Here is a 13626-nt window from a genome sequence, read left to right as displayed (position 1 = left end):
TTCCCGGCATAGTGAGTATCCACTCACTTCGATCCGCCGTCATGAATCATCTCTGGAGTCCATTTCGCCAGGACACGCTGTTTCAATCCTCACCTGTCTGGCTGGAGCAGCCCGGCATTCTGATGCCGTGGCAGGGCAATCCAAGGCATGACACGCTCAATGCTTCGGCGCCTTTTGCGCTGCCTGCACTTCTTCTGCCGCTCCGTGAAAGTACGCCACCTTTGACGGACGAACACGAGCCGGAGGACCTGGCTAAAGGTATCGAGCGTCAATTAAAGGCGCTGCGCAAAAGCCCGGGTTTCAAACTGATTGCCGACTCGGCGCTGTTCCTGAAAGCCTGCCAGCTGGACATGGATGCCCCACCGACCCGGCACCACTTTGTTCAGCAAAAGCTGGCTTCGATGCTGACGCAAAAGACCGGCCTGGCCCTGAACCCTGATCAACTGCAGATCACCTTCAGCACCGGGGCACAGCAGGAACATGACAGCGTCCGCCTTTCGTTGACCGATGTGGCACTGGCGACATTCGACCCACCTTATTTTCTGGCCCTCTATCGTAGCCAGGTCACGGACATCTCAATGCCCGACGACGCGCCCTCCATCAGCACAGCCAAGGTGCTGAAGTGGATCATCGAGACACCCTGGTCAAGCGATTACAGTGCGGCACTCAACGATTTTCGGAACCGTCATGGTGAAACCTGTCGAGCGCTCTCACGACTGGGATTGCTGGACAGCCTGGCCCGCCAGTTCGCTCGGGGACGCATCAGCCGGGACGGCTATGTGCTGACACTGGACGCACTGGGGCTGAGTGCGTTTCCGGTTGATGCCGAGGCTTTGGCACACACCGGAAGAGGCGAAAAATCCGAAGTCAGAATGCTGTCTCTCGACGGCCAACGGGTGCCGGGTATTTTTCAGGTCAGATCGAAAACCACCTCTCACTGTTTTATTCATGTGCTGGGCGCCCAGCGCAATGCAGTCGAATACATCAGCGACGATCCACGCAGAATGCGCGACCGTCTGGTGGCCGCCATGAACGCTTCAGGGCTTTACGGCCCATTGCTGCATGCGCTCGAGCCAGACGCTGAAAGCGTGGCCGATGCACCGCTGATCGACGGGGATGTGTTTACCGAACTGACACGAGCACAGGCCTCTTTCGCCGACACCCTGCTCTGTGGCGACCACTACGACAGTATCGACTGGCTCAGGCCCATCACGCGCGGTCTCACCCTGGCCGGGGCGGTTGACCTCTGGCAGGCCGAACCCGAGCTGCTGGATCAGATTCCCGTCCCCGCCACAATGGCCGCCCAGATCATGGGGGTTTATCTGTATGAACATCATGGCCTGACGCTCAACCCTGATCATGTGTTCATCGCCTATCAGCGCGGCCGGCTGATCAGCCCGCTGGGCGGCCCACGCACACCGGCGACCTACACTCATTCTCCCGACGAAAAGCCGCTCAGCCTGAGTGAAGCGCTGATGAACAACTACCGGGTCGATTATCCGGCGGGCTACATTGATCACGACGGCAGCACAGCGGTCTTCCTCGACACCACTGGCCTGGGTAATAGCGCGCAAGGCCAGGTGCTGGCTATCGACCCGCAGGCACTCGAGGACTACATCAAGGCATTCGACTTCCTGAACTGGATGACGCGGCACTTAAACGACTTCTGGCACCAGCAGAAAACGGCCATCGAACAGGCCTTCAGATCGACCTTCGTCGCTCAGGCGTTGATCTGCCTGAAGCAGGGCAGCCTCACCCGGGACGGTTTTGACCGGGTGGTGCAAACCATTACAACGAACGCCGAGACCCACTGGCGGGCGCTGGGATTTTTCGTTCAGGGTTCACTGATCGACGGCATGGAGCACCAATACACCGGGCTGCTGATGCTGGATCAGCCGGCCAAGCCGACAGTGCTCTATCAGGCAGGCCATCAACGGGCATTCGTCGAGTTCGCCGACGCCCCGGCGCTCGAGCGCTACCTGAATCAGAACACCGCAGACCCCGAATGGCGACGTGCCGTTCTGCGTTACGTACCCGCTCGACATCATTCACGCCTGGAGTACCTGTTCAAGCTGTGGGGCGGGGCTCAGGCCCCGGATCAGCCTGTCTCCCTGCTGCGCCCCTGGACCGATGCGCTGTTCAACCCCGACACGCGACACGCCCTGCACCACTCGTTGTGCAAAAAAGAACTGGAAGGTTCGCCCTTTGTTTACCTGCATCAACTCCTGAAACAGAACACGCAGGATGACGCAGACGATCAACTCGTGACCTCGGCACACGTCTCGCTGGCCTACTGGACAGCCCGCCTGCAGCACCTGCAATCCCTGCTGATGCCCATGTCACTGCTGCTGACACCGGCCTTTATCGCCTCGCTGGCAGCAGAAATCGGCATCACGTCGTTGAGCATTGCGTCTGCACAGTTGCCGGGCAGCCGACAGACGGAAAAAAATCAGGCGCTGCTGTCCACCTTGTCGCTGGGCCTCATGCAACTCGGCCCGCAAACGCCAAGGCTGTTGCGCACATTCCGCAAGCTCGCCAAACCTGCCGTTCACAAAGCACGGGCCGCACTCAGGTCGCGTGCCGTGTCGCGAAGCATCACGCCCTTGCGTCTGGGGCCAATAAAGCCGCGCCAGACACGGCTTGAAAAGTTCTTTCACACCGACGCACTGCTCAAACGCTGGACCCTGAACGGCGGGGCTTTGCCGAACCTTGTACCGGTGCATGCCTGGAAACTGGGTCGACGGTTTTTACTGTGGACGTCTGACAGAGGTCAGGCACGGACGCTGGTGGTCAGCACCCACGGCTATTACACCCCGTGGACTGCCACCGTGAAAATCCCCAACGGCACCGAGCTTCGGACATACGCGCCTCATGGCTATGAATTGACGGACCCCGGCCTGCATCGTGTCGTCAACAAGAATGCCAGACCCTTCGCACTCTCCAGCACCGCTGCAAACACATTGATGCAACCGCCGCCGCTTGAACCGTTGCTCATCACGGACAAACTCATGGCCGGCACCTCGCTGCCAGGCCGGCTGAAGAACTACAATTTGTCCAAGTTCCAGACCACCCGTGACGAGCCTTATGACGAGATCGCCCGCGTGGTGCGAAACTCGAACGCCTCGCCGCTCCGAGGCTGGCTGCCACCGACGCCAATGGATGTATTGACGGTCCGCAAGCGTTTCGGCATGACGCCCCCGTCGTTGGCCGATCTGTTCAAAAGTCTGTCGGCGCAGGGCATCCATTACGACCGAATATTGCTGGTTCACTGCCGCTGTGCAGCGATATCGGCGGTATTGCGCCGCGCTCCGGTCTATCATGCTCCGACAGCCAGCCCCGCGATTAACCGACTGGCCTGAACCGATCATCGAACACGGCGCCTGACCCGCATGACAACAGCTCAGACCGATACCCTGCTATGCCCCGTGTGCGGCTTCAGCAATCAGTGCAGCCTGGCCGATCCACGCACAGTGGATCAGCCCTGCTGGTGCTTTTCCGAACGCATCGACCCGGCATTGCTTGCCGCACTGCCCGACGCGGTGCGCAACAAAGCCTGCCTGTGCCCGCGCTGCGCAGGGATCATGGACGCAACGCCTGATCAAGCGACCCGTCCGATCACAGAGTAAGATGCGCGTCTCATCTGCCATGCACCGCCATCCTCATGCGCCTTGATCGCTTCCTCAGCAACCTGCCCCGCTTCAATCGCAAGAGCGTACGTCTGGCGCTGGCCAGCGGCAGGGTGCAAGTGGACGGCCGTACCACCACGGACCCGCATCACGAAGTGCGGGAGTTCAGTTGCGTCGCGTTCGACACGGAAATTATCCAGGCAGGCAAAGCCGCGCGTTACTTCATGCTGCACAAGCCGCCCGGCTGTGTGAGCGCAACGGCCGATGCGCAGCACACGACCGTGCTTGATTGGCTGGACGAACCTGACAAACATGAACTGCATATCGCCGGTCGACTGGACTTCAACACCACCGGGCTGATGCTGATCACCAATGACGGGCAATGGTCGCGACGGCTGACTCAGCCACAAACCAAAATGCCCAAAATGTATTACGTCGAGACCGAACAACTTATCGACGAACGCTATGCGCTGACGTTTGCCGAAGGGCTGTACTTCTCGTTCGAGAACATCACCACGCAACCCGCGCAACTGACGGTGCTGGGGCCACGCAGCGCGCACTTGAGCATCATCGAAGGTCGTTACCATCAAGTGAAACGGATGTTCGGCCACTTCGACAACAAAGTGTTGCGGCTGCACCGGGAAAGCATCGGCGCGCTGGTCCTGGACCCGGCGCTGGCACCCGGCAGCTACCGTGCGCTGCATGCAGCGGAAATCGACCTGTTCTGACGCCCGTGACCGTCTGGCGGATTGAGAACACAAGGCACGAACGGCACTTGCGGGTTGCCGGATCGGCTGCTTGACTCAAAACGTCGGTCCTTATGCGGCCGCCAGCCAACACACTATTCCAAGAAAACTTTTGTCGCACACAGCCTCCGGCTCGCGACACATTGCCCGCCAATAACAATACCTGTCGAACAGCTTGTCGGATCGACCTGGGCCTTTAATCGGCTATCGCCTGCCTGTCACGAAACCCGTGCAACGTCGTTTGCACGCATACCTGTTTACGCCAGGAGTTACACCTATGTCGCCAGAAAAAGCAGTGCTGGACATACAAGGACAGTTTCGGGTTTACACCGAGTTCTATCGCACCGACCCCGCCGCAAAGACCATCATTCTGGTCAACGGCTCACTGGCCACCACCGCCTCATTTGCCCAGACCGTTCGCAGCCTTCACCCGACGTTCAACGTGGTGCTTTACGACCAGCCCTATTCAGGCCAATCCAAGCCCCACAACCTGCATGGCGCGCCGCTGACGCGAGAAGAGGAAGGCCAGCTTCTGCTGGAACTGATTGACCACTTCAACGCCGAGCACGTGTTGTCCTTTTCCTGGGGCGGCGCAGCCACGCTGGTGGCGCTGGCACATCAACCAAGACGTATCGAAAGCGCGGTCATCAGCTCGTTTTCCCCGGTCATCAACGACCCCATGCGCAACTACCTGGATCAAGGCCTCACCCACTTGAGGGCACACAGCCGCTACGACATGGGGCACCTGATCAACAACACCCTCGGCAAACACCTGCCGTCGCTGTTCAAGCGCTTCAACTATCGCCACGTCAGCAGCCTTGACGGTCATGAGTATGACCAGATGCACTATCACTTCAGCCAGGTTCTGGAACTTGATCCAGACAACTACCTGACCGCAGGCCAACGCATCAAGGCACCGGTGCTGTTCATCAACGGCGTCTGGGACGAATACACCTCCGCGAACGACGCCGCACAGTTCTCCAGGTACCTGCAACAGTGCAGCTTCGCCACCATCCCGGCCGCGGGCCACTTTCTGGACATGGAGCATAAAGCAGCCTGCAGTGACTCGAAGCAAGTGCTGATGGATTTCCTGAAACCGGGAGAGCCCGAATACAGCCTCTACAAACGGGTTCACGAGCATCGTGCTTTCGCGTTCTGAAACCACAGAAGAACCACCGCCGGGGCATGAACGTCAGGGTCTGGCGGGTGGTTTTTTTGAAACAATCACGGGGAAAAGCGCTGCGGGAAGAAATTAGCGCTTCAAATCAAGGCAGGGTTCTGGTACAAAGTCAGCCGCTCAAAGCAGGTCCCAGAGCGGGTATAGTTTAGTGGTAAAACGAAAGCTTCCCAAGCTTTAGTTGAGGGTTCTTATTGGACACGCCGCTTTGGTGCATGGTAGAAACGCGTAATGCGGGTATAGTTTAGTGGTAAAATGAAAGCTTCCCAAGCTTTAGTTGAGGGTTCGATTCCCTCTACCCGCTCCACCTTCTAGCCAATGATTCCGGGCGTTCCAGGCAGTTTTTCCCTACCGCCTAGGCCTGTCGAGACCTCCTCGCAGCGCCCCCATCAGCCTCCCCAAAAAGCCCCGAAAATTTGGTGCACCGTCGATTCCCCCAGTACGGCGTCTTACCTGACCCACTTCCGCCTCAGCTCACTCAATAAAACCCTAAAGTCTGATCCGCCGACATACCTCCTGAGCTTGAACGGTGCACACCTATCTGTGCCTGAAAACCAAGCCACCACCATCGTTTCTTTCTCCATAAGCCAAGCATTCGCAATGCCAAACCTGCCAAGGCGTTGGCGGCGCTTTCAGATGGCGATACGATCAACGTCGAGCGCACTATTGAAGCGCTCAAGTGAGGTTGATTGCTCTCGTCCCCCCTCGTCAATAGGCCGATCAGGTGATTCAGGAAGGTTGCACAGGATGGCGAAGAAACCCAAATTCTACGCAGTCGTCAAAGGACGGAAACTAGGGATCTTCAATACCTGGGACGGTGGAGCTCGCTTGTCGATTGAGCGGTTTCCGGAAGCGAAGCACCAGTCGTTCGCCACGCTCGAACTCGCTGTCGAGTGGTATCGCCAACACAGCCCTACACCTGGTTCAAACCACTCCCCGGTCACCCATTTCAGCACTGAAGGCTTTGAGAAACAGCCGACAGCCGTGCCACGGCAGACGGCGTTGGACGGTATCGGTGCAAAGCGATATGTCATTTACTTGATCATCGATCCTGACACCGAAGAGCCTTTCTACGTCGGACTTACAACCGATCTCGAAAGGCGAAAGCAAGCCCACCTCGGACGCGCTCGACACAATACCAAGCGGGCGGCAGCCAAAATCGCTGAGATCCTCGATGCCGGCATGTCCCCCATTTTCAAAGTCGTAGAATCCTGTGATTCGGAAGAACACGCGTTGGCTGCAGAAACGCGGTGGGTCGAGCAATGCACGGGCCTAAGTTACATCGTCCGGAATCGCTGGAGGGAACACCAAGATATCCAGGCGGTTCTGTTGAAGCCGAAGCTGGACTTGAACCAGATCATCGGTGACGGCCCCGTTTTACTCGGCCCTTACCCTTACGAGTCCCGATTCGAACTTAAGAAGAGACTGAGCACTTTCTTGATGAAGTTCTCATCAGGCGTGATCGACCATCCAATGGCTATGGAAAAGCTCAAGCTGATCTGGTCGACCACCAGCCATACCGGGAAAGTGAGCGAATTTCGCATTGTGAGCGGTTCGTCCAGTCATCAGCTGGAAGCAGTGCTCGTGTCAGGAAGTACAGTGGCCTTCGACTACGGTCGCGCGATTGACCGCCTTCCTTGAGCCCTGGGCAATACCAAGCAGCCGGGCCACCAGGCCACCAGCATTTTAGGGCCGAACGAGCAGCCAAAGCGCGCAGATGATTTACAGCGCCAAAAGCGTCTAGTAATACAAATGCCTTGTAGCGCGGGGCATCAGTCGAGGCATCCCACGAGTATCCCTGCCACCTCGATACGGTTCCGAGTTTTCGGGGACAGTGATTAGCCCGCTGACGAGCTCAATCAGACACGAGCCTGGAAGGCAAATTTTTGAGCAATGTACTTCGCCGAACTCTCTATATACGGAAACACCGTACTCTCATTGATGTTCAGGCGATCCAACTCCTTCAACACATTCCTCTTGTTCGTTATCGCTATGCGATGAAGCGTAATATCTTCCGTACCCTCTTCATCCAGCACCGCTTCATCCCCGAACAGCAGAAACGCGCCGGACTGAAATGAGATCCTGCTGTTGGTGTGCTTTCCTTTCACACACAGAACGGATCGAAGATGCTCAGGCTCCAGCCTGGGCTCAAAGAATGGCTTTTCCTCTTTGATGAAATGAAGCAACTGCCGTAGTGGCCGCTGACTATTGAAATCTTCCAGGCCGGCAGCATCGAATGAGATAGAGTCTCTGACGCTCTTGGACAGACGGGAGAGGTTAGCAATACAGCTTGCAGTATCTGAATCAAAGTATTTGATATGATCGGCGTCCATAGAGAGGACTATGACCTCTCCGTCTTCATCGAGGTTACTCTTGCAGCAAAAGTACAAGCCGATCAACGGGTTCGATGTGATATCGAGCAGTCTCGTTGGCAACGAGTAATGCTGCATGCGTACGAGGCGATCGAGCGTATAAATATCTCCGCTGAAATCCACTGAATTGGAAACCAGAAGCTCCCGGTACATCCGATCTTCAGTGTCCCGGTGAACAAAATTCCCGTGTGGATCTTTGCGAAATATTGATGGTTCCAACCGATATTTTTTGCTATTGGAGTGGCCCCGATAAAAAACCTCACGCCCACCATGATTGAGTTGAAATACCTGCTCAATAAAAGCTCCGACGCTGTCAGCATGGATCTGGGGTGGCGTGGTCGCGGGCAGGTCTTCCTTCGTCACCTTGGAGCGGATCAACCCGTCAGGTACTAGCTGGGCTTGATGGAGGACGTCCAGCAGATCCTCGTCCTTAACTGCCCAGTGCGTCCGATTGATTTCCCAATCGCGGATATCGAGAGCCGCTTGCAGAGGCTTGATCTGCGCGAATTCAATGGGGCCAATACGATCGTCGATGGTTGGTCGAATGAGCAAAGTCTTGCCGTTGTTGCGAAGTTTTACCTCCAACCTCCCCACTCTCAGGGATTGACGGGTGCCTTCATAAGCGAATAAGCACGGAAGCTCCATCAGCGCCGCAAGCTGAGGCTCTTTCAGTTCCTTAAAGCTCGCAGCGATGTCATCGCTTGTGTACTCCAGGAAGCGACTCTTATCGTATTCATAACCAGGCTGATCCCACGCACCATCCTGAGAAGTCACAAGAAAATTATACATTCGAATTTAGATCTTCCTGGCAAGGTTAGTGACAATGTAGCAACTGATAGAGGAGTCCAGCTCAAATTTCTATGTGGCGTTTCTGACAGCGCCTAGCTTTTTGCGGCCAAGCTGTTCACACCTCTGCTGGCGGGCCAGTTCGGGTGATTAGCTCATCATCTTGTCATAGTGCTCCTCAAACCCTGTTCTCACGAACACCTGTCTGAACCGCTCGACGTAATGCGCCGGCTCAATCTCACCAAAATCCGTGAGATTGACCGCATCGGCATGGGACTCGCGGTTGACGTATCGATATAGGGCCTTGAAATCTGCATCCTCATCGGCGAGTGTCGCCAGTGCCGCCTGCAGCTCATTCTGGCGATGTACGAAGGTGAAATAGTACTCCAGGATATTTCGCATCATGTTCGGAATGACGGTAGCGGAGGTACGCCCTGCCTGGGCGTCCTTGATGCCCTGCCAAAATGATTGGTAGTCATTCTGTACGTCATTGGCCTTCATCGGAGTGATGACGCTGTGTGCCGCCTTGGTGATCCGGAACAACGAGAACTCATCTGATTTTTTGAAATGCTTGAGCATCTCGTGAAAGAAGAACAGGTTGTGCGTCAGGATGAAGACCTGCTTGAAGCGCTCTTTCGGGCTGAGTACTCGCCGGTGGATCATGGAGGCGATGTCGTAAATGTAGTTATGAGAAAGGCTTGATATGGGATCGTCGATGACGATGATACGCTCGCTTTTCAGCTTGGAACCGTTTTCATCGAGCTCGCCGTTACAGACTTCAAGAAAGTATAGGAAGGAGATCAACGTCTTCTCACCCTCGCTGAGCGTCTTGAACACGCCGGCCTGCTGGTCGGGCCTTTGCAGCTTGTAACGAGGAAGCTCACCCTCCTCTCTGACAACCAGAAAGCCCTTGAGCCCTAGCACAGCCAACGACGTGTTGATGCTGTCGATGGACTGGTCGATGTTCGTGATCTTGGCTTTGCTCAGAGCAATAGCATCCCGGTGAACCTGAGCCTTTATGCGGATCTCGTCAGCCAGCTTTCGCTTCTCCTCCTTTTTAACACCAAGCTCGCTATGTACCTTTCTCGCGGACGTGATGACCGTGTCGCAGCTCGCTCGAAAGCAGTTCCAGAAACGCGTTTTGATGTTCTCCAGGTGGGTTTTCTTGTCTTTTACCTTGAGGTTGAAGGCATCAATCTTCTGCTGATCTTCCGCGATCAAGGCGTTGATTCCGCTGAGCAGAGCCTCGGTCGACTCCAGCGTGATAACCATCGATGGACTCGCCAATTTGGCAGCCAGCTCTTGAATGTTTTGGGTGAATAATGCGTCCAACCTTGCCAGAAGTGCCTGGTACTCAGGAGCCCGATACTCCGCACGCTGGGACTGGCCTTTCAATCGAGCGACACCGCCGTCGTATCGGTTTTTCAGAGCTTTCAGCTGAGAGACCCGCTGCTCGTACGTTTTGTCGAACACCTTCCGGATTTCATCGTAGAAACCAGCTGCCAGGGTTTGCTGGCAAAACGGACACTGCTCGCGTTCGTGAAACTCAAGGGCATGCTTGACCCAGTCCGAGTTACCCAGATCAGTAATCAACGCGGAAAGGTACGAGTCGCCGGATCCGGAAATGACTTCGGAAAGCAGGGGGCTGGTTTCAACCTCGCTTTCTGCAAATCTGAGAGTAGGTATCGCAGGGAGCTCGGTATCTCCCGCAGACTGCAACTGCTCCGCCTCAGTTGCCAACGCGGTGAAATCCTCACTCGATGTCACAAGCGCAATATCACGTAGTTTGTCGCCGAGGCGCTCTTTGGTATTGGGCCCAACGAGGCAATACCGGAGAGGGCCGGTTTCGAAAGGTTTTTTTAGGGCCCATAGCTGATCCAGCATGTCCGCTTTTTTGGCTTTCTGAGAGTCGCCAAAAGCGTTCCCTGCCGCCACCTCGGCCTGATGTTCAGTCAACACCTGTTTGAGGGCCAGCTCGGCAGCCTCCAGCTCTTTCTCTGCCTCGATATTGCCTTCATTGAGCGTGAAGATGCCGGCCTGCGAACTGGCCTGGAAGTTGGCCTCCATGAAGGTATGGTTGTACACCAACACCTCACGCTCCGCTAAAGCAGGCTGAGTCTGGCATTGGTGATACAGCAAATCAGCAGGGTCTTGGAGGTAGTTCCCAATGGTGGTTTTGCCCGTGCCATTGTGCCCATAGAACATGTTCACTTTCGTGAGTGGGCCGACCTGGGAGTTGAGCTCGGGCGAGTAGCTCGATACGCCGCGCAGTATGAGATTCTTGATCACGTCGCTGTCCTTAGCTGCCAGAAACTAACACGTCCGTATCCTATTACTGACACGCCCAAGAGGAAAGACCGCCTTCCTGGCCTCACGCCAAAGCCACTACTGCAAGTAAATGCCTCCCCGTTGCCACAGCATCAGCGCAGTGTCAGATCGGGAGGTTGATGAAGCTTTAGCAGCGTGATACCGTCGAGCTTCGATTTATCTGAATCGAGCGGTCGGTCAGCAAAGCCTTTGCGCATCAGGTGTTTCTCCCTTCTTTTCGCACGCACTTCGACGATAGTCAGCGGAAAGCCGACACCCTGACGTATTGGAGAATTGCCATGCGCCTTCCGATCTATGCCCAAGATTTGCTGCCCAATGCAGCCTTCAAGAAGCTCGCCAAAAGCCTCAAAAACAGGTGGCCAGTCCAGCCCTCTATCCAGCAAACGCTAGCCAACGAAATCCTTTCTAAAGGCTTGGGGTATCTGGACTATTACGAGCTCAGAAGTTCGTCCCTAAACTGCCCTCCTGAAACGCCGACACCTTCCGAAAGAGACGCGCGCGCCGGGATTGTGGCTGCACTTGCTTCTGCTCTCCAATCCGCCAATGAGATATCCGTCACTCTTAGCCGCCTGGAAGCTTTCGTAGAAACACTTCCGTTGACAGCCTTGACCGCCTTCAAAATGGCGGCTTCAAGCGCCACATCATCGCTAATCACCAAGCCGTTAACGCTCGACCCGACACCAGGTCAAGTCTGCCCAGTGAATCTTACCTGCCCTGCAAAGACAACTCCGATGTACACAGATCCAATGATAAGAACGGAAATACCCACCCCTTTCGGGCGTCCCGAGAACTCGATTAGCCAGAAGGAGATTGAGGCACTCAGGCAGGTTGTCAAACGCACAAGTAGTCTGCGCGACCATAGTATTTTTCTTCTGTTGGAGTCTGGGCTGCGAGCAAATGAAATCCTCAGCAGTGAGGTACCCCATGTCCGCAATTTTGAACCCAGCTCGTAGAAGCTGCCTTGGCCGAACGGCGCAGCGTGCGACAACTGCTTGAGCATGAGAGTCGCTTCGTCCTTGGAAAGTATCTCGGCGATGCCCAGACGGCCCAGCTGCAATTCGCGTGGGAAGACTACATGGCCTTCCAGGCATCGGTGTTCGAAGTGATGCGTCAAGGATTTCTTCAGGCCACTGCAGAGCGGATGATGATAACTCTGCCGGTGGACGCCAGTGCCCTCCTGGCCACCCCCCTCGTGGCACTGCCGTTTCTTGAGGCCGATGACGTTTCAGCGGTGCTATCCGGCTTCGAGCAGAATCCGGGCTTAGAGCATGCCGTAAGGCTGCTGCGGTATCTGGAAGCGCTGTCTCTGGCAGGCAATACCGTTGTTGAGGTCGCTTCAATTTATGGGGGTGGTAATGTTGACGGGGGTGGGGTTGCTGGGCGTCTTAGGGCTGGAGGGAGGTTGGATGAAGTGCTTGAGGCCGTTCGCGAATGTGAGCGCCATGGCTGGGTCGTCGCGACGGATGGTCTGATTCAACTCCAAAGTAACTATTGCCTGCAGAACGCGGTACGTCACCATCTGACCAGGATATGCGGCCCTTTTCACCCAGCCTACAGCCAGCTTGAGATTGAACATGCTTTCAGCCGCCTGAGTGCATTCACTCCAGATCTCTTTGCTCACGACATGCTCGACGAAGTTTCACTGGCCCTTAACTCGCGAGTGGTGCTTGTGCGTTATGACGATATCAAGGCAGCCTTCGAATTCACCCAACAGTACTGTGCTGTCTCTGAGCTCCTGACGAACACCGTTCCGACATCAGTGACAGCTGCCAGAGCCAGGTGTGTAACTTATGAGGATGAATTGGGTGTTACCCATGTTCCGTTTTACGAAATCACCGACGGCGCCCACGGGCAGGCGGTCGTTATCCACCAGTTCAATCAACTGCCTTTGTTTGAGATATTTCAACTGTTGGCAAAGCTGGGAAATTTAGTAAATCTGGTTGCTCTGATCGATACCACCCTGCCGGCTAGTGCTGCCGTTGAGCAGATGTCTCGTTACTTCCCAACAGCCGATGTCCGAGTGCGCCAACAAGGTGCGTTGCCGATCCAGCGTTGCTGTCAGGAGCTTTCCGAGATTGAGGCGCGGATCGATGTAGAGGATGTTCAGCGCATTGCAGTGATATGTGACTGTCCAGATATTTCGCTATTGCTTAACCGGCGGTACAGCTCGATTCCAGCAGATACGAAAGTGCCAAAAAAGGGGGATCTGATTCGGCTCTCACCACGTGGACTCCGGCACCAGGATGACGCCCTGATTCGCGTTATGAATGTCAAGCCAAGTGAGCTTTTTGTATTACAGTCGCAGACATATCGGACGATCAAAGCCGACGAGTTTGCAAGGTACTCGTGGGCTGCGGGGTTTGCACTGAGCCCCCATGAAGCGCTCGGCGTCGCCCTCCCACCAGTGTTGATCTTCACCTCCGTCAAGCACGGGGTAGGCGAAACGGTAGCGGGGCCAGCGTTCGTCAGAAACTTGCAAGCGCAAGGAGTTCGTGTGATTGAACATTGTGTGTATGAGATTGAGGGGTATCCGAGGGTTGCGAGCGCTGGGACTTTGCAGCGGATCGTGCCGCTGGTTGAATGACACCTTT

9 protein-coding genes and 1 tRNA gene are annotated in these 13626 nt (G+C 55.7%); 8 read left to right on the top strand and 2 right to left on the bottom strand.

Annotated elements, in window-relative coordinates; all coding sequences use genetic code 11:
* The first annotated feature begins 41 nt into the window (after positions 1-41).
* From BW686_RS00605 to BW686_RS00580, 6 genes are all read left to right on the top strand, one after another.
* A complete protein-coding gene (locus BW686_RS00605) occupies positions 42-3359 on the top strand; it encodes a dermonecrotic toxin domain-containing protein (protein ID WP_084913738.1) in 3318 nt (1105 codons plus the stop codon).
* 30 nt (positions 3360-3389) lie between these two features.
* Positions 3390-3626 (top strand): cysteine-rich CWC family protein, encoded by a 237-nt coding sequence (locus tag BW686_RS00600; RefSeq protein ID WP_084913737.1) that lies wholly within the window; start codon positions 3390-3392, stop codon positions 3624-3626.
* A gap of 35 nt (positions 3627-3661) precedes the next feature.
* Complete coding sequence (locus BW686_RS00595; protein ID WP_084913736.1) at positions 3662-4354, top strand: pseudouridine synthase; 693 nt, start codon at positions 3662-3664, stop codon at positions 4352-4354.
* Positions 4355-4649: 295 nt separating this feature from the next.
* On the top strand, positions 4650-5531 hold the full coding sequence (locus BW686_RS00590) for an alpha/beta fold hydrolase (protein WP_084913735.1): 882 nt from the start codon (positions 4650-4652) through the stop codon (positions 5529-5531).
* Between the two features lie 251 nt (positions 5532-5782).
* Positions 5783-5856 (top strand) — tRNA-Gly (locus BW686_RS00585).
* A 440-nt stretch (positions 5857-6296) separates the two neighbouring features.
* A complete protein-coding gene (locus tag BW686_RS00580) occupies positions 6297-7190 on the top strand; it encodes a ribonuclease H1 domain-containing protein (RefSeq protein ID WP_084913734.1) in 894 nt (297 codons plus the stop codon).
* Positions 7191-7408: 218 nt separating this feature from the next.
* Here BW686_RS00580 and BW686_RS00575 read toward each other — a convergent pair whose 3' ends face one another.
* The gene (locus tag BW686_RS00575) at positions 7409-8710 is read right to left on the bottom strand and encodes an FRG domain-containing protein (RefSeq protein ID WP_057420172.1); all 1302 of its coding nucleotides are present in this window, start codon (positions 8708-8710) and stop codon (positions 7409-7411) included.
* A gap of 147 nt (positions 8711-8857) precedes the next feature.
* On the bottom strand, positions 8858-10996 hold the full coding sequence (locus BW686_RS00570; RefSeq protein ID WP_084913733.1) for an AAA family ATPase: 2139 nt from the start codon (positions 10994-10996) through the stop codon (positions 8858-8860).
* A gap of 317 nt (positions 10997-11313) precedes the next feature.
* Between BW686_RS00570 and BW686_RS00565 the strand changes: the two genes are divergently transcribed.
* Entirely contained in the window at positions 11314-11988 is a 675-nt protein-coding gene (locus BW686_RS00565; protein WP_084913732.1) for a hypothetical protein, read from the top strand.
* 8 nt (positions 11989-11996) lie between these two features.
* On the top strand, positions 11997-13619 hold the full coding sequence (locus BW686_RS00560) for a hypothetical protein (RefSeq protein ID WP_256897914.1): 1623 nt from the start codon (positions 11997-11999) through the stop codon (positions 13617-13619).
* Positions 13620-13626: the final 7 nt, after the last annotated feature.

Source organism: Pseudomonas syringae (assembly GCF_002157375.1).
Classification (GTDB): Bacteria; Pseudomonadota; Gammaproteobacteria; order Pseudomonadales; family Pseudomonadaceae; genus Aquipseudomonas; species Aquipseudomonas syringae_T.
This window is presented reverse-complemented; position numbering and strand designations above follow the sequence as displayed.